Annotated in this window: 19 protein-coding genes; 12 read left to right on the top strand and 7 right to left on the bottom strand. The window is 70.0% G+C overall.

Annotation, left to right across the window (positions count from 1 at the left end):
- Window positions 1-127: 127 nt before the first annotated feature.
- From KYK13_RS17435 to KYK13_RS17455, 5 genes are read left to right on the top strand one after another with little or no spacing between them, the layout of a single operon-like run.
- On the top strand, window positions 128-1,348 hold the full coding sequence (locus KYK13_RS17435) for an OprO/OprP family phosphate-selective porin (protein WP_223645718.1): 1,221 nt from the start codon (window positions 128-130) through the stop codon (window positions 1,346-1,348).
- A gap of 16 nt (window positions 1,349-1,364) precedes the next feature.
- The gene (locus KYK13_RS17440; protein WP_223645719.1) at window positions 1,365-2,123 is read left to right on the top strand and encodes a hypothetical protein; all 759 of its coding nucleotides are present in this window, start codon (window positions 1,365-1,367) and stop codon (window positions 2,121-2,123) included.
- Window positions 2,120-4,222 (top strand): MFS transporter, encoded by a 2,103-nt coding sequence (locus tag KYK13_RS17445; protein WP_223645720.1) that lies wholly within the window; start codon window positions 2,120-2,122, stop codon window positions 4,220-4,222. Before KYK13_RS17440 ends, KYK13_RS17445 begins: the two co-directional genes overlap by 4 nt.
- Complete coding sequence (locus KYK13_RS17450) at window positions 4,219-5,271, top strand: hypothetical protein (RefSeq protein ID WP_223645721.1); 1,053 nt, start codon at window positions 4,219-4,221, stop codon at window positions 5,269-5,271. The genes KYK13_RS17445 and KYK13_RS17450 overlap by 4 nt, the downstream gene beginning before the upstream one ends.
- Complete coding sequence (locus KYK13_RS17455; RefSeq protein ID WP_223645723.1) at window positions 5,268-6,248, top strand: ABC transporter substrate-binding protein; 981 nt, start codon at window positions 5,268-5,270, stop codon at window positions 6,246-6,248. Before KYK13_RS17450 ends, KYK13_RS17455 begins: the two co-directional genes overlap by 4 nt.
- Here the strand turns inward: KYK13_RS17455 and KYK13_RS17460 are convergent.
- Complete coding sequence (locus KYK13_RS17460) at window positions 6,220-7,053, bottom strand: hypothetical protein (RefSeq protein ID WP_223645725.1); 834 nt, start codon at window positions 7,051-7,053, stop codon at window positions 6,220-6,222. The two genes, KYK13_RS17455 and KYK13_RS17460, sit on opposite strands and share 29 nt — an antisense overlap.
- A gap of 129 nt (window positions 7,054-7,182) precedes the next feature.
- The gene (locus KYK13_RS17465) at window positions 7,183-8,430 is read right to left on the bottom strand and encodes a hypothetical protein (protein ID WP_223645727.1); all 1,248 of its coding nucleotides are present in this window, start codon (window positions 8,428-8,430) and stop codon (window positions 7,183-7,185) included.
- Between the two features lie 171 nt (window positions 8,431-8,601).
- Here KYK13_RS17465 and KYK13_RS17470 point away from each other — a divergent pair, with 171 nt between their 5' ends.
- Complete coding sequence (locus tag KYK13_RS17470) at window positions 8,602-9,501, top strand: hypothetical protein (protein WP_223645729.1); 900 nt, start codon at window positions 8,602-8,604, stop codon at window positions 9,499-9,501.
- A 4-nt stretch (window positions 9,502-9,505) separates the two neighbouring features.
- Here the strand turns inward: KYK13_RS17470 and KYK13_RS17475 are convergent, their stop codons facing one another.
- Complete coding sequence (locus tag KYK13_RS17475) at window positions 9,506-10,264, bottom strand: hypothetical protein (protein WP_223645731.1); 759 nt, start codon at window positions 10,262-10,264, stop codon at window positions 9,506-9,508.
- 164 nt (window positions 10,265-10,428) lie between these two features.
- On the bottom strand, window positions 10,429-10,734 hold the full coding sequence (locus tag KYK13_RS17480; protein ID WP_223645733.1) for a hypothetical protein: 306 nt from the start codon (window positions 10,732-10,734) through the stop codon (window positions 10,429-10,431).
- A 233-nt stretch (window positions 10,735-10,967) separates the two neighbouring features.
- Between KYK13_RS17480 and KYK13_RS17485 the strand changes: the two genes are divergently transcribed.
- From KYK13_RS17485 to KYK13_RS17505, 5 genes are all read left to right on the top strand, one after another.
- Window positions 10,968-12,626 (top strand): hypothetical protein, encoded by a 1,659-nt coding sequence (locus tag KYK13_RS17485; protein WP_223645735.1) that lies wholly within the window; start codon window positions 10,968-10,970, stop codon window positions 12,624-12,626.
- Between the two features lie 772 nt (window positions 12,627-13,398).
- Window positions 13,399-14,142, top strand: coding sequence for a GntR family transcriptional regulator (locus KYK13_RS17490; RefSeq protein ID WP_223645737.1), 744 nt, complete (start codon window positions 13,399-13,401; stop codon window positions 14,140-14,142).
- A 15-nt stretch (window positions 14,143-14,157) separates the two neighbouring features.
- Window positions 14,158-15,024, top strand: a complete 867-nt coding sequence (locus KYK13_RS17495; RefSeq protein WP_223645739.1) for a sulfite exporter TauE/SafE family protein — start codon at window positions 14,158-14,160, stop codon at window positions 15,022-15,024.
- Entirely contained in the window at window positions 15,021-15,338 is a 318-nt protein-coding gene (locus tag KYK13_RS17500) for a DUF1634 domain-containing protein (RefSeq protein ID WP_223645741.1), read from the top strand. The genes KYK13_RS17495 and KYK13_RS17500 overlap by 4 nt, the downstream gene beginning before the upstream one ends.
- Before the next feature lie 138 nt (window positions 15,339-15,476).
- A complete protein-coding gene (locus KYK13_RS17505) occupies window positions 15,477-15,824 on the top strand; it encodes a hypothetical protein (RefSeq protein ID WP_223645743.1) in 348 nt (115 codons plus the stop codon).
- A 37-nt stretch (window positions 15,825-15,861) separates the two neighbouring features.
- Here KYK13_RS17505 and hrpA read toward each other — a convergent pair whose 3' ends face one another.
- Together hrpA and KYK13_RS17515 are read right to left on the bottom strand one after the other, a co-directional pair.
- Window positions 15,862-19,572 carry an ATP-dependent RNA helicase HrpA gene (gene hrpA / locus KYK13_RS17510; RefSeq protein WP_223645745.1) on the bottom strand — a complete coding sequence of 1,237 codons (3,711 nt, stop codon included), beginning with the start codon at window positions 19,570-19,572 and terminating at the stop codon, window positions 15,862-15,864.
- Window positions 19,573-19,699: 127 nt separating this feature from the next.
- The gene (locus KYK13_RS17515; protein WP_223645747.1) at window positions 19,700-20,635 is read right to left on the bottom strand and encodes a serine/threonine-protein kinase; all 936 of its coding nucleotides are present in this window, start codon (window positions 20,633-20,635) and stop codon (window positions 19,700-19,702) included.
- Between the two features lie 325 nt (window positions 20,636-20,960).
- On the opposite strand from KYK13_RS17515, the gene KYK13_RS17520 reads away from it, so the two are divergent.
- Window positions 20,961-22,838 (top strand): lipopolysaccharide assembly protein LapB, encoded by a 1,878-nt coding sequence (locus KYK13_RS17520; RefSeq protein ID WP_223645749.1) that lies wholly within the window; start codon window positions 20,961-20,963, stop codon window positions 22,836-22,838.
- Window positions 22,839-23,146: 308 nt separating this feature from the next.
- Here KYK13_RS17520 and KYK13_RS17525 read toward each other — a convergent pair whose 3' ends face one another.
- On the bottom strand, window positions 23,147-24,694 hold the full coding sequence (locus tag KYK13_RS17525; RefSeq protein WP_223645751.1) for an adenosine deaminase: 1,548 nt from the start codon (window positions 24,692-24,694) through the stop codon (window positions 23,147-23,149).
- Between the last annotated feature and the right edge of the window lie 19 nt (window positions 24,695-24,713).

A 24,713-nucleotide genomic window follows, 5' to 3' on the forward strand; every position in this document is an offset into this window, starting at 1 on the left:
AAGCGGCATGCGCGCCGCGCCCTGTCTCCCAGGACGGCCCGTTGCCTCCGGTGTGAAGGGTTCACAAAGACATTCATGCCGCCGTCCTGTGGGCATGCCCACGCCCTCATCGCATGTCTCGTTTTGGATGTCTGTTTTGGTCCCGGTGCTCCTGCTGGCGCCCCTGGCGCGCGCGGAACCCCCGCCGCCCACGGGCGCCACCGTGCTCCAGAGCCGCGACGGCCGGTCCACGCTGCGCGTCGGCATGGGCCTCCAGACGGACCTGCGGCTGACGCCCACCGACGACGGGCTCGCGAGCACCTTCCTCGTCCGCCGCGCGCGCCTGAACCTCTCCGGCACGCTGGCGCCCTTCGCGGACGTCCGGCTCATCACCGACGTGGGCCTGCGTGACACGCCCCTCTACCAGGACGCATGGTTGGAGTTGCGTGCCGCGCCCTGGCTGCGGCTGCGCACGGGCCGGCTCAAGGTCCCCTTCGGTTACGAGTGGCTGGAGACCTCCTCCACCTTCCTGGACTTCGTCGAACAATCCCTCCTCTTCACCCTGGTGCTGCCCCGGTACGACCAGGGCCTGGCGCTCCACGGAGAGGGGGGCGGCAAGCGCGTGGAGTACTGGCTGGGCCTCTTCAACGAGGCGAGCAGCAAGGCGCGCGACGAGGATCGCGGGAAGATGCTGGCGGGCCGCGTCGCCGTGGTTCCGGCGGAGGGCGTCTCCGTCGCGGTGAGCGCCACCCACGCGCTGGGCGACAACCTGCCGGAGGAGGCGCGCGGCAAGCTGGCCACGGGCTTCTCCTTCCTGACGGCGCCCCAGTACAAGCTGACGTACTCCACGGGCGCCACGGGCCTGTTCGTCGTGCCGCCTGAATGGCGCCTGGGCGCGGACTTCGTGTCCTTCCAGGGGCCCACGTCGCTGAAGGTGGAGTACGCCCGCGCCTTCTCCCCTTCGCGCGAGGGCTGGCTCACCGCCGCGGACCTGGGCCGGGAGGACCGGCGCGTGCACCTGGCGGGCCTGCGCTCCCAGGCCTTCTACGCGTCCGGCACGTGGGTGCTCACGGGCGAGGAGAAGCAGGAGCGGGGGGTGGACCCGGAGCGGCCCTTCGATCCGGGCGCGGACCGGTACGGCGCGGGCGCGTGGGAGCTGGCGCTGCGCTACGGCTTCGCGCGGCTGCGCTTCGAGGGCCTGCCCGACCACGACGGACCTTCCGAGGAGCGCCTCCAGGAGATGACCGCCGGCCTCAACTGGTACCTCAACTCCACCACCCGCTGGATGTTCAACGCCAGCCGGTACGTCTTCGCCGGGGGGCGGCCCCACTACGACGAGCTCCTCATGCGCATCCAGTGGTTCTTCTGAAGGGGAGCGCGGGGCCATGAGTCTGTTCTTCAAGCTGGGGACCGCGACAGCGGCCATCCTGTGCTTCTCCATCGCGCTGATCGTCCTGCTCAACTTCGCCAAGTTCGAGGCGACGCTCGGGGAGCTCCAGCAGTCCCGGCTGCGCGTGCTGGCCCTGGACGCGAAGGCCTCCACCGAGGCGGCCATCGACCTGGGGCTGGCCCTGCCCGCCGTCCGCGACGCGCAGCAGATCCTCACCCGCGTGTCCGGAATGGACCCGGACATCCGGGGCGTCGCCATCCTCGACCGCCGGGGCACGGTGCTGTTCCAGAGCGGGCTGCACGCCACCACCCACCTGCCCGGCTCCGCCCGTGAGCGGGCCGCCTGGTTCGAGGCCGCCGCCGCCGCGCACGGTGGCACCTGGAGCCATGCGGACCGCGAAGCCCTGCTGGTGGGCGCGCCCATCCTCAACCCGTTCAGCCAGCCCGTGGGATTGGTGCTCATCGCCTATGACCGCAAGGCGCTGGATGCGCGCGCGAGCGCCTTCCTCCACACCTTCGCCCGCCAGGCGCTGGGGCCGCTGGCCGTCGGCTTCGCGCTCGTCTGCGCCCTGATGTGGAGGTTGCTCAGGCCGCTGGGGCAGCGCTTCGAGGCGATGGAGCACGCCTTCCGGAACATGGATGGCCCGGTGCACGAGCCCCCGGCCGACGAGGCGCTGCAGGCCTTCGACGCGCGCTACCAGGAGGCCTCCCTGGCCCTCGCCCGCGCGGAGCGCTTGCTGGAGGGCCCGGCATGAGCCCCGCGAACGACGGAAGCCTGTCCCGGGGCCGCACCTGGAAGGTGAGCCTGCTGTCCACGCTGATCATCGTGGCGACGCTGGTGGCCGCGTCGCTCCAGGCCTCGCGTCTCTTCGAGCAGTCCTTCCGGCCGGACCTGCGCGCGAAGGCGGAGACGCTGGCCCAGACCGTGGCGCTCCAGTTCCACCGCGCCGCGGACCTGGGCATCCCGGTGAACCGGCTGGGCGCGGCGGATGCCTACCTGGACGACGCCGCCCTGGGCCACGAGGAGCTCCGCTACATCGGCTTCGCCTCGCCCGACGGCCACCTGCTGTACGCGTCCAGGGACCTGAAGGCGAGGCCCGCCTCCTTCTTCGACAAGGTGCTCAAGGCCCACGCGCTCGAGGAGTCGCGCGGCCTGGCGCGCCTGGACGGGGACCTGGACCTGGTCCACCCCGTGGAGTCGAGGGGGCGTGTCATCGGCGAGCTGCACCTGGGCATCGACGCGACGTACGTCGAACAGCGGCTCCAGGAGATCCACACCGACATCCTCATCACCCTGTTCGTGACGGCGCTGGTCACCGTGGAGGTGCTCATGGCGCTGATGGGCCTGCTGGTCATCCGGCCGCTGCGGCTGTTGCAGCGCCTGCTGGAGCTGGGCGTCGCGGGGGACTTCACGCGGCAGGCCCGGGTGCGGCTGCACGACGAGGCCACGCGGGCGCTGGCCGCCGCGGGCAGGCTGGTGCGCGGCCTCAACCGCCGCCACGCGACGCTGGACGAGCGCGCGGCCCGGACGCTCCAGGCCGGCAGGCTGAGCGAACCCGCGGCGCGGGCGCTGGCGGCGCTGGGCGAGCGCTTCCGCTTCGGCGACCCGAAGGCCCCCGCGCCGCTGGAGGAGCCCGGGACGAGCGACCTGCGGCTGCCGCTGTTCGTCTTCCTCTTCGGGTCGGAGCTGTCGCGCTCGTTCTGGCCGCTCTTCGTCAAGCGCCTGTACCAGCCCGGCTCCTCCTTCCCCGAGAGCTTCATGGTGGCGCTGCCCATGTCGCTGTGGGTCACCGCGATGGTGGTGTGCACGCCGCTGGCGGGGCGCCTGCTCAACGCCCGGGGCAGCCGCGTGGCGCTGCTGGTGGGCATGGTGCCCGCCGGCCTGGGCCTGCTCCTGACGGGCCTTTCGTCCAGCCTCACGGAGCTCTTCCTGTGGCGCGTCGTCACCGCGGGCGGCTACGGCGTCGTGACCACCGCGGCGCTCCTGCACGTGGCGCGCACGTCGAAGCAGAGCCACGGCGCGCGGGGCATGGGCGTGTTCGTGGGCGCGTCCACGGCCGCCAGCGTCTGCGGCACCGCCATCGGCGGCATCCTCGCGGATCGCATCGGCTACGCGGCGACGTTCGGGGTGGCCGCGGCGCTGGTGGGCCTGTCCATGGTGCTGGTGCTCCTGCTGGCGCCGGACCTGGGGCCCTCCGGGGCGCGGGAGGAGGGCGCGGCCCGCCCGATGGCGGCCTACCTGGGCATCCTCAAGCGCGGCCGCGTGCTGCTCTTCATCCTGCTGGCGGCCATGCCGGCGCGCCTGGTGCTGACGGGCTTCCTCTTCTACCTGACGCCCCTGCGCCTGCATGCGATGGGCTTCACCGAAGCCGCCATCGGCCGCCTGATGATGGGCTACTTCATCGTCACGGTGTTCGCCACGCCGGTGGTGTCGCTGCTGGCGGACCGCCATGGCTGGCACCGGGGGATGATGCTCGCGGGCGGTGGGCTCTCCGGGCTGGGCGTGCTGCTGTTCGCGTCGGCGGCTGGCATGTGGCCGCTCCTGGCCGCGGTGCTGCTGGTGGGCCTGGGTCAGGCGCTGGCCGCCACGCCGCTGCTCGCCAGCATCCCGCCGCTCTTCGCCGAGGAGTGCGCCGGGTTCGGCCTCGACTCGCTCCTGTCCGTCTTCCGGATGATCGAACGCGTGGGCAGCCTCGTCGGCCCGCTGCTCGCCGCCGCGCTGCTGGGCGCCAGCGGCTTCGTGCGCAGCACCCACGTCATCGGCGTCGGGATGCTCGCGCTCACCGCGGGCCTCGCCGCCTACCTCTTCCTCCACTCCCATCCCCCCCTCACTCCCTCAAGGAAGGCCCCATGACCGCCGCCGTCGGAAGCCTGTTGAAGCTCACGCCCACGCAGCGCGAGCAGCTGGACGTGTTGTTCCTCGCGCAGTACGCGCCGGACCCCGGAGCCCCGACGCCCGAGCCGCACCCGGAGCACGGCGTGCTCCCGCGCTACAACCACGAGCTGTTCCACACGCTCACCGGACTGGGGCTGCGGTGCTCGCCGTGCCGTTCGCTGGAGGACCTGGTCCACATCCGCAGCGAACCCAACTACGTCTTCACGCTCCTCAACCGCGCGCCGGTCCGCAACTCGGAGGTCTTCACGTCGGCGTTCTGCGAATGGTTGCAGGTCCCCTACCTGGGCGCGCCGCCCAACATCCGAGCGCTGGCGGAGGACAAGCACCTCACCAAGCTGATGGCGCGCTCGCTGGGCATCCCGACGGCGCCCTGGGTGACGTGCCCTGCGGAGGGGAGGCTGCCGCCCGCGCCGGACTTCCGGGGGCCGTGGATCATCAAGCCGCGCTTCGGCGCCGCGTCCGTGGGCATCTCCGAGGACAGCATCCAGGAGACGGAGGCCGGACTGCACGAGCGCCTGCGCCTGTTCCAGGACCTGGGCCAGGCCTGCCTGGTGGAGGCGCTGGTGCCCGGCGTGGACCTGACGGTGCCGGTGCTGGGCGGTGAGGAGCCCCTCGTGCTGGGCGTCGCGGAGGAGACCTCCACGCAGCCGCACGGCATCGTCACCCACCGGCAGAAGCGGCTGCTGGATGGCGGGCGCGAACGCCGCATGCTGCCGGATGGGCCGCTGTCGGAGCGCCTGCGGGCGTACACGCTCCGGTTGTGCGGCGCGGTGAGGGACTTCGACTACCTGCGCGTCGACTTCCGCCAGCACCGCGACACCGGGGAGGTGTTCCTCCTGGAGTTCAACATCGGCTGCAACCTGGGCAGCCACGCGGCGGTGATGTTCACGGCGCGCGACGCGGGCCTCCAGCAGGCGGACGTCATCGAACACATCCTGCGGCACAGCCTGGACCGGCAGGGCCGCATGTGGCGGACCGCCTCCGCCCGGACGGAGGCGGGGCGATGACGGCCCGGACGTTCCTCTCCGCCCTGCTGCTGCTCTGGGCGGTCAACGCCTCCGCCGCGCCGTACCGCGTCTTCATGGTCATCCACCGCACCGGCGCGGAGGCGGACCAGGGCTTCCGGGACTACCTGAGCAGCGCGGGGCTGGACGTGGAGTTCACCGTCCGCAACATCGAAGGCGACGCGAACCGGCTGCCGGCGGTCATCCAGGAGATTCGCGCGCGGCGCCCGGACCTCATCTACGCGCAGAGCACGCTGGTGACGGAGGGGCTCGTGGGCCGGCTGGGCGAGGTGGACCCCGCGCGGCACATCACCGACATCCCCGTGGTCTTCGCCATGGTGTCGGACCCCATCGCCTCGGGGCTGGTGGCGCGGCTGGAGGGCTCCGGGCGCAACCTCACCGGCGCCATCCACGTGGCCTCGCTGCCCGTGCAGCTCAAGGCCATGCAGTCCTTCATGCCGCTCAAGCGGCTGGGCGTCGCCTACAACCCCTCCGAGCCGTCCCAGCGCAACATGTTCGACAAGCTCACGCAGCTCACCGCGCAGGCCGGCATCGAGCTGGTGGCGGTGCACCCGCTCGGCAAGGACGGGAAGCCGGACGCGGCGCGCCTGCCGGCGATGATGCAGGCGCTGGCGGCCCGGAGGCCGGACCTGGTGTACCTGCCTCCGGTGAACTTCTTCGCGCCGCACAGCCAGCTGCTGATGGACGAAGCGATCCGCCTGGGCCTGCCCACCTTCTGCGCCATCGAGGTGCAGTTGGAGGCGGGAGGCATGATGGGCCTGGTGGCGCCCTTCTACAACGTCGGCGGACTCGCGGGCTTCAAGGCCACGCAGATCCTGCGTGAGCACCGCTCGCCGGCGGAGCTGCCCGTGGAGACGCTGTCCCGCTTCTCCTTCGAGGTGAACATGCCAGCCGCGCACGCGCTGGGGCTGTACCCGCCCATGCACATCCTCAGGTACGCGCGGATTCGCGAGCGGTAGCGCGGGCCGCGGCCACGGCCCCCAGGGGCAGCAGCTCCTGCAGCAGGTCGAGCAGGAGCTGCTGTCCCAGGTCGTGGCCCACCGCGTGTGAGAAGCAGGACGCCAGCCGCAGGGTGTCCCAGCGCTGCGCGAGGGTCGCGGGCGCGAGCGCGAGGTCCGTCAGCTGCCGGCACAGCGCATCCAGCGGCGAGGCCACCTGCGAGCCGAAGGCGATGCGGCGCAGCAACTGGCCGGACAGCTCCTGGAGGAGGGGCGCGTCCTCCCGTGACGCGTCCAGCGCCAGCGTCTCCGCCTCCGTCAGGTGGGCCTCCAGCCCCGCCGCCAGCAGCACCGCCTCCAGCACGCGGGCACGCCGCGGGTGCGCGGGCTCCGCCGCCAGCGCGACGGGGGACACGCCATCCAGGATGCCCAGGCGCATGTCGCGCGCCTGGGCCGGCGTCAGCCCCAGTTCGCGGGACAGCAGGGCCAGCGACAGCTGCACCGGTCCCGGATGTCCGCCGTGCGCGGTCGCGGCCTTCAGCGCCAGGCCGTAGGCCAGCAGCCGGTTGGGGGTGTCCGGCAGTCGCACGCGCAGCGACGCGAAGAGGGTGTCGCCCTCCACCGGAGCGGCGGCCCGGCGCGCCAGGCGGGCCGCGAGCAGCTCGCGCCGCGGGTCGCGGACCTCCGGGTCTCCCAGCACGCGGTGCCAGGCCTCCAGTTGTCTCGCCGGGGTGGGGGGCTCCTTCGCCTGGATGACGAAGAGCACCGCGTCCAACAGCGCCAGGTCCCTGGCGTCACACGCCTCTGAGATGTGCGTTCGGATCATGCCGCCAGGACGGCACCGGCGGCGAGGTTGTGATTCCCCTCGGAATAAAAGAAGCCCCACGGGGCGGCTGCCCCGTGAGGCCTGTCGGAAGTCACCGGCCTGCCGCCGGGAACCGCCGCATGTGCGTGCCTACTTGAGGGTCCGGTCGATGCGCTTCACCTCGCTGTCGTGGACCGTCACGGCGTCGAGGATGAGGTTGGCGTAGGCCTGGGCCGCGGTGGCCGGCGACTTGTTCACCCCGTTCGGCCCGTTGAGGAAGGCGTCGAGCGCGTTCACGCTGGCGCTCCAGTCCGCGTTCACCTGGGCGGCGCCCTTCTTCAGGCACTGGAGCCCGGCATCGAGGAGGGTCTTGCAGTAGGCCTGCCACTGCGCGTTGCACGCCTGCCAGGCCTTGTGCTGCGTGGTGGTGGGATTGGGGGGAGGGTAGAGGGGGCTCCAGGACTCGCCGCGGCCCAGGTGCGTGGACGAGGCCGCGTGCCCGGTGGCCTCCATGAAGATGCTGCACGGGAAGCAGGAGGCGAGCTTCGTGGTCTGCTTGCCCACGGCGATTTCATACGGCGTGCCGGGGTTGTAGGGCGTCTTCTTGTTCGGGCTGGTGTCGTTGACCAGCTTGTGGAAGTGCACGTCGTAGATGGCCTGGATCATCCCGTGCGTGTACGCGCAGATGTCATGGCCGCGCTGGGGCGCCGGGCCCTCGAAGTGCATGCCCTGCTGCTTGAGCCCCTGCTTCGCCGGGTCGTGGTCCTCGTGGTCCTGCTGGGCCTCGGAGAGGATCATCCCCCAGGGCCGGTCCGCCGGCGCCTCGAGGGGATGCCACCGCCGCCCGTAGGCGACGTCGAACGGCACGTTGTGCCGGAAGGTGCTCATCAGGCCGGTCTGCCCATCCGTCCGGCCATCGACGAACCCCGTGTAGGCGCCGCGGCCCTGGTAGCCCAGCCGGTCCGCGGTGGCCGGGTTGGTGGCCATCAGGAACAGCTTGGCGGCATAGCCGTCCGGCAGCGGCGGGTTGTAGCGGTAGGGGTCGTTGGGGCTCTTGTCGCCGCTGCCGCCGGTGATGCGGCCACCGGTCGTCCAGATGGGCGTCGCGCCCAGCTCCACCTTCTGCTCGGGCTTGAGCCCCGACGCATGCAGCACCTGGTTGAGCTTCTGGATGGCGGACGTGTGGGTGGGGTCCACCGGCTTCTCCCGCAGCTCCTGTTCGGTCAGCTTGTGGCCATCCTCCACCTCGAAGTCGACCCGGACGTGCCGCTTGTTCACGTCCGCGTTCGTGAGACGGCTCCACGCCCACCCGAGGACCGCCGCCGTCATGATGACGTCCGCGTCCTTGTCGTAGTGCGTACCCGGGCTCAGGATGCCCTGCTGTTTCACCAGGCTCATCGAAGACCTCTCCTTCTGGAGCTTTGAGCGCCCGCTCCGATAGGCGTTGGAGCCAGGACGCGGAGCTGGAGCCCCTTGTGAAGGGGGCGGGCGTGACGAGACCGCCACAATCCCCGCCGTGGGCATGTCACCGGCATGTGTTACATGGAATTCCTCACCTGGAGGCCTTCCATGCATCTACGTGCTCTTGCCTTGACCTGTTTCACCGCGCTCGCGGCCTGTGACAACGCCCCTGTCGACAACACCCTCCCTGCGTCCACGGAGGAGGTGGGTGTCAACACCGCCGCGGCGACGGCGACCCGCATCTCCGCCGCCATCGGCGACAACGACCTGAGCTTCGAGACGCTCGGGACCTTCGAGCAGCGCGACGGCGTGCGCGCCCTCATCCTCCGCGCGACCGCGAACCGCTACCTCGCGGATGTGCTCAGCTTCGTCCCGGATGACGCCTTCGGGGATGCGCACATCATCAGCGAGCGCCGGTTCGAGATCGTCCTCCACGAGGGCTACGAGCTCAACACGGTGCTCTCCGGGCTGCCGCTCTTCATCCGCGTCACCACCAACACGGGCACGCCGCGGGCGTACACCGCGCGCATCGTGGTGGCCCCGCGCTTCTATGACTTCCGCGGCGACTCCGGAATCTGGATCGACGAGGAGGTCACCCCCCGCTACGTCATCCAGGGCAACGACAACCTCATCTACCGGGGCCACGCCACGGCCGCCGGGCGCGTCGACTGGCTCTCCGTCACGGCGCCGGACGGCATCCCGTCCGTCTACGGCCGGCCCAACTTCAAGCTCGACTGGACGTACACGAAGCTGCACGAGGCCATTGATCCGCACACGGTCCCGCTCGCCTTCAGCGCTGGCGGCGACGACGGCCCGACGATGCAGAAGACCGCCCGGCTCGTGGCGCGCGTGACGGAGCTGGCGCTCACCGACGGCGACGCCTACGACGTCTGGCCCAGCCCGCCCTGCGACCCGGTCGTCTCCGCCTGCTACCACTCGCAGCCGGCGGGCACGACGGACTTCGGCCAGTGCGGCACCTACCGCCAGGTCCTGAGCTGCACGTACTGATCCCTCAGTGGGGGACAGCGGGCCGGGCGGGGGGCACGCACGTGCCGAGGGAGTAGGGGCGGCTGCGTGCGCACCAGTCCGGCCGGCCCGCGCCGGTCCAGGAGAGGACGAGGTCGGAGGCACTTCCCCCCTGGACGTCTCCGGGCCAGGTCTCCACGGTTTGGAGACCCTGGTCCGCGCTCCAACGGAGCAAGTCGATGGGCGGCCCCTCGTGGAGGGTCGAGAGGACGAGCGCCACCGTGTGCTCGGGGCCGCAGAGGACCCGGGGCACGTGGCGCGGCCCCCGGTAGACGGTGGCGCGGTGGACCTCCGTGCCGTGTTCCAGCCACAGGTGCTCCAGGTGGGAGTCCCCGCTCTCACCGGTAGGGCCGGGGTGCGAGGAGAGGACGAGCTCCGCGTCTCCGCACCACTCCTTGACGCTGCTCTGGGCAGGCAGCGTCGCGCGGACCGCTCCCGAGCGCGTATCGATGAGCAGGCTGTCCCCATGCAGCAGGTTCACGTGGACCAGCTCCCCGTGAGGACTCGCCGAAGTGGAATAGACGCCCTCGATGCGCCGGGAGCCCGCCGTCATCACGGAGTCCACCCGGCAGGAGGTGTTCTCCCAGTCCAGCCACTGGCAGGTCCTCACGTGCCTGACGCTGGCGGAGCCCACGGCTTCGGTCGAATCGGACTCCACGCGCCGGCCGCACGCCGCCGCGAGCAGCAGGCAGGCGAGGAGGGCGGCGCGGCGGGGGACGGCCCAGGGACGCGGAGGCGCAAGCATCCGGAGAGTCTATGGCAGGGGCCGGGGCGAACGCCCCGGTCTGATGGAGATCGTCTTCCTTCTCTTCGTTGGCTCCGCTCGAGCGCAACCCCCTCTGCCGCACTGCGGCCGAGGGCAGGACGGCCCCCGGCCGCAGTGCCTCTTCCCTCGTTCAGGGATGCCTCCTAGCGGACCTCGGGGCAGTCCCAAACGCGCTTGGTGCCGGTGGGGTACACCGAGTACGAGCGGCAGGTGCAGACGTAGTCCGTCCAGATGCCGTCCGTGCAGTTCTGGGTGGAGCCCACGCTGGTGCACGCGGTCTGGTCCAGGTCCCAGCAGTTCGACAGCAGCGGCGGGATGCGCTGAGCGTTGTCAGACTCCTCCTCGCTGACGAGCTGCTCATGGCTCGCCTCGGCGGAAGAGGACTGCCCGGTGGCGCCCGCGAGGAAGGGAATGGCCAGCGCGGCGACGAGAAGGAAGTGCTTCTTCATGGTGTTGGCTCCTGTGGTGAATCTCCCGGCCCGGGGCGCCGCCCCAAGAAGTGTGGGCAGCGCGGCCACGCTAAACCTCTCCTCTGACACTCGCCGGGGCACACGCTATCGTCACTCTTCCGCGGCGCGGCCCAGGAGGCCCGGCCCGCGAAAGCTGGCGAAATCGTCCGAGGGGCGAAAGAATGCGAGGCGTTGCTCTCGTATTGCGCCGATGGATTGCCTAGGCTGGCTTGATGATTCCAGGTGGGCTGATTGTCTTCCTCGTGGTGGCGGCGACCGAGCCGGAGCCGGCGGTGTTGGAGCAGCGGGCTGCTCGATTCTTGCAGACGCAGGCCGCGGCAGCAGGGCAACCCGAGCTGGTGTTGGATGAGATGCTTGTCCGGGCCTCAAGACGTCTGGCGGAACGGGTGCTGGGCGCCGAAATGGCCCGGGCCCCCGACGCGCTGACGGCAACGGATGCCATCAGCGAGGAAGGCGGCGCCGACGTCGTGGTCTCCACGGTGGGGGTGCTGGCGGGAGTTCCCTCCCACGCGCTCGAGCTCATTCAAGAGAACCCGGAGCTGCGCAAGGCTGGAGGCACGCACCTGGGCGTGGGGGTGGCCCAGGCGGGTTCGCAGATCGCGCTCGTCGTGATGAAGACCCACCGTTGGGTCCAGCTTGAACCCTTTCCCCGGACCCTTCCCGCGACCGACAAGGGCGTGCGGCTGTGTGGTGCGTTGCTTCCTCCGCTGAGCGCACCGAACGTCGACATCTCCCGTCCGGATGGAACGGTGTCGCGGATGAAGCTGCTGCAGGTCCGGGCGGCGCCCTCTGGCCGAGAGGTCCAGGGGGTCGGCTTCGTGCGGCAGCGCGACGCCCCGACCCCCACCGAAACGCGGTCCTTCTGCGTGGAGCCGACGTTCTCCCAACCGGGCATCCACACGGTGACGGTGACGGCAGGCCACGGCCCGCACCTCAACGTCGGCGGGGTCTTTCGGGTCCAGGTGGGCGGGCCGGCGCCGGCCCCCGAGGAACCCGCGGGGGTGGCAGAGGCCCGCCTCGTGATGCTGGCCCGCATCAATGCGTTGCGCGCCGCGGAAGGGCTGGTGCCGGTGAAGCGCGACGTGCTCGTGGAGCGAGTGGCCCAGGCCTACGCGGAGCGGATGGTGCGGGAGGGGTTCTTCGGCCTCGAGGCCCCGGATGGCACCACAGCGCGAGACCGTCTGCCTGACGACAACCCCACGTGCGATTACCTTCCACCCGACGCCAGCGTGATGCAGCGCCGCAGCGTCGACCTGTCCGCGACGTGCGACGTCCTCGAGGCGGATCCTCTGTGGGGCGCACAGAACGTGGGCTGGGGCGCTGGTGCGCTCGCGGCGCACTTCGGCCTCGAGACCACCGCTGAGGCCCGGCGCAACCTCCTGGAGCCCGTGATGCGCTTCGCGGGACTGGGGCTCGCGTGGCGGGAGGTCGAGGGGCGGCGCGAAGCACTCGTGGTGGAGGTGCTGACGCGGCGTCCGCTGGACTCCACGAAGAAGGGCGCGGCGACGCCCGAAGCCCTCTCCTACCGGCTGCTGGCAAGGCTGCGGCCCGCCACCCTTCGCGCGCTGAAGCCCAACGCCGTCCTGGCGAAGCTCGCGGCGGAGGTGGCTCGGGGCAGTCTGCCTCCCGGTGAAGTCACCGACCCGGTGCTGTACGAGCGGGCCCTGAAGGCACTCCCCGGCGCCGACTCGGTGGTCATCGAAGTGCACGCGGTCGATGATCCGTTGGGGCTGCCGCGCTCGCCCTGGTTGATGGATGCGCGCCTGACGCACGTCGGTGTGGGCACCCAGCCCGCGGATGACCCCGGCGGCGGACCCAACGCCACCCGCGTGGCCATCATCTACGCCCGGGTCCCCGCGGCGCAGCGGTAGTCATCCTCCCGCGTCCCCGTGCTGGCCGCTCGCCCCTGCCGCGCCCCTGATGGGAGGGCGGCAGGGGCCGGCGTGTGTCTGCTGGAGATGGGCCGCAAGGGCGAGGGTCAGCGGTGGGACAGCCGCGCTCCAGGCCCTCGTGTATCAGGGCTCAGCAGCTTTGCTTGCAGCGGAGATAGGCTTTGTCGCAGTTCAGCTGGCAGATGTCGTTCCCATTACACCCACCCAGACAGTAACCATAGTTGTAGGAACAGGTCTCTCCGCACGTCATCGTGGCGGCGAGGTCGCCGGATGACGTCGCGGCGCCTGCCACGGCACCCATGCCCACGCCCAATACGAGCGAGATTCCCACGAACAGTCTTTTCATTTGTCGCTCCTCGTGACGCGCCCATTCGCGCGCCAGAATGGTGGGAGATGGGTGAAAACAGGCGAAGCGAGTAAGTCATGACCCTGTTGGATGGTTGACGCTGGCATCGGACGGGAGTGCCATTGGCTCGGCAGCGCCGGCGATGGATTCGCAGACATTGAGGCAGGGGCGACGCTCGTCCATGAGCAGGTGGCGCTCCGACCCAGACATGAGCGCCCCCGGCGCTTCGGCTGGGGCCCCCACCTGGGCCGCGGGCGACGCCCCCGTCAGCCCCGCGACCGGGCCCCAGCCGAGGCGGGCCATGGTCACGTGGCTCCGGACAGGCAGCCCGTCATGCGTGCAGCGCGCGCCGTTCGCTTCATGATGGACCTTGACGTCGAGACATCATGATGTCGTGATGTCGTCATGGGCACTGTACGTGAAACCAACCCGCTTTACGCGAAAATCGAGTCGACGCTTGCCTCGGAAATCGCGGCTGGCGTCCTCCCTCCTCACAGCCAGCTCCCCACGGAAGACCGCTTGATCGAGCGGTTCGGCGCCAGCCGAACGACCGTCCGGAAAGCGATCGAGAACCTCGTCGCTCGTGGCCTGGTGGAGATCCGCCGCGGCATCGGCACCTTCGTCGCGCAGCCCAAGATCGTCCAAGAGCTGACCGAGCTGACTGGCTTCGTCGAGGACATGCGGGCCCTCGGCCGCACCCCGACCGCCCGGCTCTTGGAGAGTCAGATTGTCCCAGCCGATGCGGACGTTGCACGGCAGCTCGCAGTGCCGACCGGCTGCCTCGTCATGCGCATCCAACGCGTGCGGCTCGCCGATGGCGTGGCCATGTCCTTCGATGAGACCTACCTGCCGCGCGAGATAGGGGAGAAGGTCGTCACCCACGATCTCGAAACCGAGCCAATCTTCTCCCTGCTCGAAGAGCGATACCACCTGCCACTGATTGAGGCCGAGTACCGGCTGGAAGCCATCACGGCCACACCGGCCGTTGCGCAGGCCCTCGGCGTGGAGCCCGGCAACCCGATCTTCCTGATCGAGCGCACGTCGTATAGCGACGGTTCTCGCCCCATCGACTACGAAAGGCTTCACTATCGCGGCGACCTCATCAGGTTCAACACGCGCTTGTCCCGGCGCCCTCGCGCACGGTCGTGAGCTGGATACATGTCAATGGATTCCACGACGGTCCTATGGCTGTTCGCGGCCGCCTTTGGCGCGAGTGCCCTCGGCGGTGTGCTTGGCATGGCCAGCGGCATCTTCATCGTGCCAATCCTCACGCTGTTCTTCCGCATCGATATTCACGTGGCGATCGGCGCGAGCATCGTCTCGGTGATTGCCTGTTCGTGCGGCAGCGCCGCTCCGCTCCTGAAGAGGCGCTTGACCAATATCCGCCTTGCGATCGTCCTTGAGACGGCCACCACACTCGGAGCGCTGACGGGCGTGTTCCTGATCGGCGTCGTCTCAAATGCGTTTCTGTACGGCCTGTTTTCATTGATCCTGGCGCTGTCCGTCAAACAGATGCTGGCGCGACGGCGCGAGGTGGAAGGGGGCGAACCCCGCGGGCCAGACGTGAAGAGTCTGGCCACGGTCCTACGCTTGCATTCGAGCTTTCCCGACCATGCATCGGGCCGCGACGTGCCGTATCAGGTTGGCCGCGTGCCGTTCAGTCTGGCTTTGATGTACGGGGCGGGCGTGATCTCGGCACTGCTCGGCATCGGCTCTGGCGTGCTCAAGATCCCTGCCATGGATACCGCCTTGCGGCTGCCCATCAAGGTCTCGTCTGCCACATCGAACTTCATGATCGGCGTGACGGCCGCGGCGAGCGCCGGCGCATACTTCGTGAGAGGCGATATCGACATCGGCATCGCGGGGCCTGTCGCGCTTGGATCGGTCGTCGGAGCGCTTGTCGGGGCGCGCCTGCTGTTCGGGCTACCCGCCGAGAAGATTCGCATCGCCTTCGTGGTGATCCTCGCCCTGCTTGCGGTTGAAATGCTCCTGAGCGCCCTGGGTGTTCAGTTCCCTGGACGGTCGACATGAAGGGCAAAGCCCATCGCCTTGAGCGGTGCGAGCAGGGTATCGCCGGACTGCTTTGGGGCGGCACCTGGCTTGCTTCAGCGCTCATTGCCGCCGGGTTGGCCCTGGGCGCGACACATGACTTCTGGAGTTCTCTCGCACCGGGCCTCAGCGGCTACGACGTGATGAAAGCCGGTGTGGCCCTGTTCATCATCTTGCCCGTCGCGCGTGTGGCGCTGATGCTGGTCATGTCCCTGCGCGAGCGCGACTACATCTATACCGCGATTTCGGTGTTCGTCCTGGCTGTCATCACGGCCGCGGTCATGGTCGGGCTGTGAGTCTGTGACATGCTCCTGCGCCGGCCTGGAGTGCGGCTCCTGGGCCACTCCTCGACGTGGGGCTACCATCGCGAGCAACTTACGCGTTGGCCTTGGTGACGTGAGGGGGCGGCGGTTGCCATGTGGTAGCGTCCGGCCATGACGGAGCTCATCGTTGTGGGCGTGATTGCCGTCGCGCTCGTCGTCGGACTGGTGGCCCTGCTTCGGTGGACAGTGGGGGCCGAGGTACGGCGCGCGAAGGTGCTCGCTCAGGGGGAGGGCGGGACGGCGCGCATCCTCGGCTGGGAGCCGACCGGGGTTGTCCATGGGGGCAACGACATCCTCCGCTTCGCGCTCACCGTTCGCCTCCATTCCGAGGACCGTGAGTTCCATGCCACGGCGGACCGCCTCGTACGGCCCATGGAGGCGCCGCTCTTTCAAGCTGGGATGCAGCGGCCGGTGCGCGTTCTTCGGGATGGAGAGCGCCTGGTGGTGGAGCTCGAGTAGCGCGGGGCTCTCGTCGCGGCCGCACCGCCACTCGCTTCTAGCGCAGCGCCGCGAGGGCCGCGCCGACCTTCGCCACCGTCACCGACACGGGCGTCGTCACCTCCGGAGCGAAGATGGCCACGCGGAGCTCCTCGAAGGCCCACCGCAGCTCCTGCGCCGCCTCCTGGTCACGCACGGTGGCGCTCCTGGCGAGGAAGGTCTCCCACAGGGGGGTGAAGGGCGCGGCCTTCCCTGCGTCCTTGGCCGGGTTCGCCACCGCACGCGACAGCCGTGCCTGGGCCGCGCGGAGATATCGCGAGTAGTTCAGCAGGCGCGAGAGGGGAATCCACTCGATGAGCTTCGCGGGGAACAGCTGCCCGAGCTGCGAGCGGATGTCCCGCACGGCCGCCGCGCCGCTCGGCCCCTTGGATGCGGCCTTGAGTGCGGCGAGCGTCTCCGCGAGCTCCGCGGAGGTGGCAATGACGACGTTCGCCCAGTCGCGAGCCGCCTGCTCGATGCGCGGTGAGCCCTCTTGGACCAGCTTCTCGAAGGCCGCCTTCGTGCGCGGCAGCGGCGCCCCCGGTGTGAGCTTGAACGCATCGTCGACGCTGCGTGCGAGGACGAGCGCCCGGAAGGCGTCGGCCTGGCCGCGCGCGGGCGGTGCGCCGTCCAGGGACGGGAAGGGCGGAGGCATGCGCGCGGCGCTGACGGCCACGTGTCCGCGTGCGGCGAGCATCAGGAGCCGGCGGACCCCCGCGCGCGTGGCCGCTTCGGCGGCGGCAGCGGTTTCGAGCAGCACCAGGTCCACGGCAGCGCCCCGGTCGACGAGCGCGGGATAGCTGCGGACCTCGAGCCCGCCGACCCGTCGGGTGACGAAGGGGGGCAGCTCCCCGAAGGTCCAGGCGGTCAGCCCCTTGCGCTCCCAGTCCGAGGCCGGTGCCGCGCTGCGCAGCGCCGCCCGTGCATGTCCCCCGTGCTGCTCGAGCAGCGCGTCGGCGTCGCGGCTCCGCGCGATCTCCTTTCCCCGCTCGTCGAGCACCCGGAGTGTGACGCGCAGGTACGGCACCACTGCATCCGCCCGGAAGGACTCCTCGGGCACGTCCACGCCACACAGCCGGGACACCGCACGCGCGAGCGCTGGAATCAGCGGTCCGCGGAAGGGCACCAGCTCCTTCTCCAGGCGGTCGACCAGGTCCGGCACCGGCCCCAGCTGCTTGCGCTGGGCGCGGGGGAGCTGCTCGAGCAGGGCGGTGAGCTTCTCCCGCTGCCACCCGGGGATGGTCCAGTCGAGCTCCCCCGGGACCAACTGGGCGAGCAGCAGCAGCGGCACGCTCAGGGTGATGCCGTCGTCCTCGGCCGAGGGATCGAAGGTGTACGTCACCGGCACGGACGCGCCGTGCAGGGTGATGGCATCCGGGTAGTGCGCCGGGGACAGGCCCGGGTCGTGTGAGAGTGCATCCTCCATCGAGAGGACGAGCACGTCGGGGTCGGCCGCCTCGGCCTTTCGGCGCCAGGCCTCGAAGCCCGCTCCGTCCGTCACGTCCTCCGGGACGCGCTGGTCGAAGAACGTCAGCAGCGCCTCGCTGTCGAGCAGCTCGCTGCGCCGGGCCTTGTCCCGCAGGCGCGCCACGCGCTCGAGCACCCGGCGGTTCTTCTCCTGGAACGCCCCCCGGGTGCGGTACTCGCCGCGCACCAGTGCATGATCGAGGAACATCAGCCGTGCCCGGGCGGGGTCCATGTGGGCCAGGGCCACGGGGCGCTCCTTGAAGACCTGAAGCCCGAAGAGGGTCGCGTTCTCCTTCACGATGGCGCGCGCGGACTTCTCCGACCAGTGCGGCTCGGAGTAGCTGCGCTTGAGCAGGTGGGGCGCCGCCGCCGCGAGCCACTCCGGGTCGAGCTTCGCCACGGTGCGCGCGAACAGCTGGGACGTCTCCACGAGCTCGAACGCCATCACCCATGCCGGGGGCTTCTTCGCGAGCGCCGACGAGGGGTGGACCATGAAGCGCGTCTGCTTCGCGCCCGTGAAGTAGCGCTGCTCCGGATTCCACTGGCCGATGCGGGACAAGAGCCCGGTGAGGAGCGCCTGGTGCAGCACGTCCCCGCGCGCCGGGGGGCCCCGGCCCTTGCGAGGCAGGCGCAGCTCGCGGACGGTCTCCTCGAGCTGGCGCTGGACGTCTCGCCACTCGCGCACCCGCAGGAACGACAGGAAGTTGTCACGGCACACGCGCCGCAGATGGGACGTCCCGCGCTCCTCGGCCTCGCGCACGAACGCCCACAGCTTGAGGAGCCCCGTGAAGTCCGAATGCTCGTCACGGAAGCGCGAGTGCAGCTGATCCGCCTTCTGCGCGAGCTCCCGGGGCCGCTCGCGCGGGTCCTGCAGGTTGAGCGCCGCGGCGATGATGAGCACCTCGTCCAGGCACCCGTACTCGGCGCCGGCGAGGATCATCCGCGCGATGCGTGGGTCCACCGGGAAGCGCGCGAGCTGGTGCCCGAGCGGCGTCAGGGTGCGCTCCTTGCCCTCGATGGCCCCGAGCTCCTCGAGCACCCGCCAGCCCTCGGCGATGGCCTTCGGCTGGGGCGGGTCGAGGAAGGGGAAGTCCTCGACGTCACCGAGGCCGAGGGACTTCATCCGCAGGATGACCCCCGCGAGCCCGGTGCGCTTGATCTCCGGGTCGGTGAAGGGCGACCGCGAGGTGAAGCTCACCTCGTCGTAGAGGCGCACGCAGATGCCTTCGCGCACGCGGCCGCAGCGCCCCTTGCGCTGGTCGGCGCTGGCCTGGGAGACCGGCTCGATGTGCAGGCGCGTGGTGCCCGAGCGTGGGTCGTAGCGCGACAGGCGCGCCACCCCCGTGTCCACGACGTACACGATCCCCGGGATGGTGACCGACGTCTCCGCGACGTTGGTCGCGAGGATGACGCGGCGCTGGGGGATGGTGGCGAAGACGCGCGACTGCTCGGCGGCCGACAGGCGCGCATACAGGGGCTGCACCACCGTGCCGCGAAGCTCGCGCGCGTTCAGGGCGTTCTCGGCCTCGCGGATCTCCCGCTCGCCGGGGAGGAACACGAGGACGTCCCCGTCCGGGTCGAGTGAGATCACGTTCGCCACCGAATCCGCGACGGCGTCGGCGAGCTCGGCGTCCTCGGGGGGCGGCTCGTAGAGCACGTCCACGGGAAAGGTCCGGCCCTCCACCTGGATGACGGGAGCGCCCCCGAAGAACTGGGAGAAGCGCTCGGTCTCGATGGTGGCCGAGCTCACCACCACCTTGAGGTCGGGGCGCCGGGGGAGGATGCGCTTGAGCCATCCGAGCAGGAAGTCGATGGTGAGGCTGCGCTCGTGGGCCTCGTCGAGCACGATGGTGTCATAGCGGCTCAGGAGCGGGTCGCTGTGGATCTGCGCGAGCAGGACGCCGTCGGTCATGAACTTCACGGCCGTCTGCCGGGACGAACGGTCCTCGAAGCGGATCTGGTAGCCGACATCCGTGCCCAGCTCCGTGCCGAGCTCGCGAGCCACGCGCGCCGCCACGCTCGTCGCGGCGATACGCCGGGGCTGGGTGACGCCGATCTGGCGCGGCCGGCCGCGCCCCATGGCGAGGAGGATCTTCGGCAGCTGCGTCGTCTTCCCCGAGCCGGTGGCCCCCGCGACGATGACGACCTGATGGGCGGTGATGGCCGCGGTGATGTCCTCCACCCGGCTCGAGATGGGGAGCTCGGGGGGGAAGCGCAGGGTGGGTAGGCCGCCGGGAGTGGGGACGGGTGAGTCGCCGGACATGGGAGCATGGACTAGCACTGAAGCGCGCGCTCTGCCCCTGACGAATCGCATGGGCGCCTGCCCGGCGAGCGTTCCTGGAGGGCTTCTCCCTGGACGCCAATGGGAGTCCTGGCCCGGCTCCCGCCAATCACCTGGACGTCGCGGGCGGGAGGAGCGGGGCCAGCCATTGCTTCCGCGTCTCCCTGCTGAACGCGGGCGCGTGGGCTTTCAGCCAGTCCGTCAGCGCCTGTCCCATCGCCTCGGCGGACGGGTAGCGGTCGTCCACGGACCTCGCCAGCGCGCGCTCGAGGATTCGCACGAGCTCCGCATCCAGGGAGGGGTTGTGCTGCCGGGCGGGAATCAGTCTGCCCTCCAGGACATCCTTGAATATCTGATATTCGGAGTCGCAATTCATGGGAAGGTCTCCGCACAGCAGCGTGTAGAGCAGCACGCCCAGGACATACACGTCGGCACGGCCATCCACCGGAGCTTCCAGCAACTGCTCGGGAGCGAAGTACATCAGCTTGCCGCGGAGAATGCCCCCCTGCGCCGTCGCCTTCCGCCACGCTTTCCGCAGCGTCCAGTGGTTGAAGCCGAACTCGATGAGCTTCACCTCTCCGCCGCTGCCCATCAGTACGTTCAAGGCCATGAGGTCTCCATGGATCAGGCCCACGAGCTGGTGCGCAGGCTGCAATCCCTGGCAGATGTCGATGCCGATGCTCACGGCGATGGGCTCGGGCAACGTCCGCATGCCTTGCCGCCGGTGCATGGACTGTACCCTGCCCAGGCTCTGCCCCTCCACCCACTCCCGGACCAGGAAGGGCTCGCCGTCGGCCACACCGAAGTCCAGGACGCGCACGACGTTGTCGTGCTGGATGCATGCCGAAAGGGAGGCGAGGTCGAGGAATTCCTCGACGACCGCGGGGTCCTCCGAGAGCGACGGCAGCAACCGCTTGAGGACCACGGGCCTGCTGCCGGCGGGGGCCTCCGTGTCGAGCGCCCGGTGAAGCGTGGACAGGCCGCCGATGCTCATCCGCTCCAACAGCTCGAACCTGCCAAACCGTTCGGTCCGGGGAGTGCTCATGTCCAGGGACGTTAACAGCCCAGGCGGGAACTGGAACTGCTACCGGTGTCGGGCGAGAAGCCAATCTCAGAACGCAGGGTTGCCGTCCCGCTGAATCCAGCCGTCATGCGCGGCGCCCGGCAGCACGATGAGGCGCGTGATGGCGCTTCCGGAGGCTGCCACACAGCGACGAGGCGGGAGCCGACCCAGGAGCGCACGCCGTGGCTGGATGAGGCTGGGTTGCTCAAGATCGTCGCAGCGCCGTCAGGCTCTTCCTCTCACGCGACGTGCGCTCACGCTGGGCGGCAGGTGCGATTCTGACGCATTTCGCGTATGGGAGGGCTCCATGAGCACAGGTCGTGTCATGGGATTGGCGGCGCGTGTCGCCCTGCTGGCGGTGTGGGGCTGTGCCCTCGGCGTGTCGTGTGTGAAGCGGCCCGTGGACTACGCACGGGAACAGGCGCGAACCCTCGCGCCAGCGAAGTTGGAGTCCTCGTCGCAACCCTCGACGGGGCCAGTCCGGAAGATTCGGGTCCGGGTCTATGCGGACTCGGACTATCGGGAGCAGGTGGTGCGCTGGCGAAGCAGCGTCGTATCCCAGTTGCAGCGCGCGAGCTCGGTGACGCAGGGGCAACTGGGCGTTGTCTTCGAGCTTGAGTCGACGCGCGAGTGGGCGCATCGAGGTGTCGAGGGCGAGTTGGAGGGTTCACTGACCGCTCTGGAGCTGTGGGATCCGGGCGAGGACGTGGACCTGGTGGTCGGCTTCGTCTCCGCGCTCAAGTTCTTCTCCTCCGCGCAGCATGAGTTGGGCATGGCCCGGCTGTTCGGGCGTCACTGCGTGCTGCGCGAGATGGGAAACCCGGAGGAGGTCCGCGCCATCATGGAGGCGTTGATCCACCTGCCCCAGGACGAGCGGCAGACGCTCTACGAGGAGCGGAAGATGCACAAGGAGACGTCCGTCTTCCTCCACGAGTGGGCGCACACGCTGGGGGCATTCCACGTGCGCAGCTCGCATTGGATGATGTTCCCGAGCTACGCACCGAATCAGGCGGCCTTCGCGCCGCAGACCCTGGCGTTGCTCAAGACCAGCCTTCGCCATGCCTCGGCGGGCCGTCGCGATGACGCTGCCGCGCGGGCCTGGGCGACCGAGCTGGGTGCACTGCTGGCCTCGACGTCCTCGCCGGACTGGGAGGGACCGGAGAAGGAGGCGGTCGTCGAATGGCTCGCGAAGGTCCGCGAGGGCAAGGCGCCGCTGGTCGTTCACCAGCCCCAGGCCCCCCTGCCTCCGGAGGACCGGCGCCGGCTCGACGAAATCATCGCGCTCGAGAAGGCGGGGCGCGTGGAGGTCGCCGCCCAGCAGCTGGAGCCCCTCACGCGACGCCACCCGGAGGACTTCGTCGTCCAAAGCCTGGCCTGCTACCTGGACACGCGTGTCGCCCCCAAGCTGGCGGCGACCCAGGAGAAGTGCGAGGCCGTCGCCGAGAAATTTCCCTCCGCGCCCGCCCCCTTGTTCCACCTCGCGAACCTGGCCCTCCAGCAGGGGCAGCACCTGGAGGCGCAAGGCCAGCTCGTGCGGGCGCGGCAGCGGATGGAAGCGAACCCTGGAACACCGCCGGAAGTCTGGGGAGACCTCGCGGCCTTCTTCAAGGAGACCTCCTCGGTCACGTGGGCGGAGCAGGCCATCCAGAAGGCGGGCAATGACTCTCGGATCGAGTCTCTGCGGACCTGGGCCCGGCAGGCTCGCCGCTGGAAGGCGCTGCCGGTGGATGTCTCCGTGAGCGGTGTCGCGGTGGAGCGGGAGGGAGAGTTCATCCGCGCGGCGAAGGAGGTCGAGGATTCCCTCGACAAGGGGCAGGCGACGAAGGCGCAGGCACGGCTCACCTGGCTCAAGCGGGAGTTTCCACGAGCGCCGGTGCTGCACGTGTTGGATTGCGAAGGCCACCTGCGCGCTGGCAGGACGGGGCCTGCGAAAGCGGCATGTCGGCAGGCCGTGGCCGCGCACGAGGAAGCTGTGCAAGCGCACTTCATCCTGGGGTGGCTGGCCTCCGCGTCGGGTCCCCGCGAGGAGGCGCGTACCCACCTGGAGCGTGTCGTCGCGCTGGAGCCCTTGCACAAGCAAGCGTGGCAACTCCTGGCGGAGCAGTACCGCGCCGTGGGGATGACGGAGGCGCTGAAGATGCTCCAGGGGCGCTATCGTGAGCAGTTCGCCCAGGAGCTGCGCTGAGGCGCGGCGCGCCTGCGCGTGGGGCACCTCGGGCCGCACGCCCAGGCCGCCACGTCCCTCACCCCTTGCCGCCCGAAGGCCTCCGCCAGTCGGGACATGGTCGGGCAGGCCGCGCCGTGCAACGCGTGTCCCTCCGGGAGGCCGTCGCCCAGGAATGCCATCCGCTCCTCCAGGCGCTTGGTGTAAGCGCCCTCGTCGTGGCGCACGGCTTCCACGGTGGCGGAGGTGAAGCGCAAGGGGCCGATCCTCACCCAGGGCAGGGAGGGTAACGGCGGGGGGCCACGCTCACGTGAGCGTGGCCCCCCGGGTCACGGGGCGATGCCGCGCTCGAAGGCGGCCAGCTGCACCTCCAGCTTCCATTGCAACGCGGCGCGCTTGTTGGCCGCGAGGAAGCCCTCGCAGCCCGCGGAGGGGGTGGCCTGCTCCGGCTTGTCGGAGGCGCAGGCCGTCACGGTCTTCGTGAAGTCATCCCGGAGGGCCCAGAGGCTGTCGCCCTCCGCGAACGCGTGCTCCAGGCTGGCCCGCGCCATCTGCTTGAGCGTCTTGTATTCGAGCCGCTGGTCGGTGGCGGCGGCGACGTACTCCTGGGTGATGTCGCCCCGCAGGATGCCCGAGTCGTCGGTCGACAGGGCGACCGGCACGTTGTTCCTCAAATACGCGGCGAGCGGGTGCGCTTCCCCGGACATGCCCAGCAGGACGCGGTTGGAGGTGAGGCAGATCTCCACCATCACGCCCGCGTCGTGCATGTCGCGCAGCAGGTCCGCGGCGCCGTCGCCGGCCGTCTCGCCCAGCACGTCCGCGCCGTGGCCGATGCGCTCCGCGTGGGCCTTCTCCACGGCCTCGCGGATGTGGAAGCTCATGTGCTGCTGGTCCTGCGCCGTGAGCACCTCCGGGATGAGCTCCCCGGCGTGCAGCGAGACGTGGACCAGCTTGCGGCCGACCTCCTGGTCGTTGAAGTCGTCGAGCGTGCCCAGGGCGAACATCTCATCGTGATAGAAGGCCAGCGAGTTGGCGTTCTCCTCCGGGGACACCAGGTTCACGCCGACAATCTCAGGCACCTGCTGGGCCAGCTCATAGGCATACACCCACTGCCCGAAGACATTCGTCCGGTCCGCCGTGCGGTTGGCGGAGACGATGAGCCGCACCTCCACGCCGCAGCCGGGGTCCGGGTGGGCCGTCTCACAACCCATCAGCGTGCGAGCGCCCTTCAGCGTGTTCGCGATGCTGGTGACCTGTGCCGTCAGCGCGCTCTGGAAGTCCGGCAGCGCGATGAGCTGCTGCCGCTTCGCCAGCAGCGTCGCCTTGTCCCAGGTGTCCGTGGACGTGAACAGCGGCGTGGCGAGGCTGCCACCCCTGCCCGCGCCAAAGCCTTGCATCAACTCCACGTAGATCTGATGGTGCTTGCCCGCGCGCGACAGGATGTCCGCGTAGCTGTCGTCGTTGCGCGAGTCGAGCTGCACCGCGCCGTACTTGCCGAAGGCGTCGAAGAAGTGCTGGTGCGCGGCCAGCAGCGGGCCCGGATGGTTCTCCATGGACCAGGCGCTCATCACCGCGTCACGGAGCGCGCGGTCGCTCTCCGTCTGGGACAGGGGCACCGAACCCGCCGCGCACGGGTTGCTGGCCACGTAGGTCGTCGTGTTCACGCAGGCGCCGTCCTCCGCCCCCCACGCGATCAGCTTTTCGGTGGTGATGGCTCCGGAGGTGTGGCTGTGCAGGTCGCCGCCCTTGGGCATCTCGAACAGGAAGGTCCCGAGCGCCGTGGCGTCGCTCCGCAGCGACTCCATGTGCTCGTTCACCCGCTCCTCGCGCGTCTTCTCCGCGGGCGGGGGCGGATCGTCCTCGCTGCATGCGCTCAAGCCAAGCGCGGCGATAATT

The organism is Corallococcus sp. EGB (assembly GCF_019968905.1).
Lineage (GTDB): Bacteria > Myxococcota > Myxococcia > Myxococcales > Myxococcaceae > Corallococcus.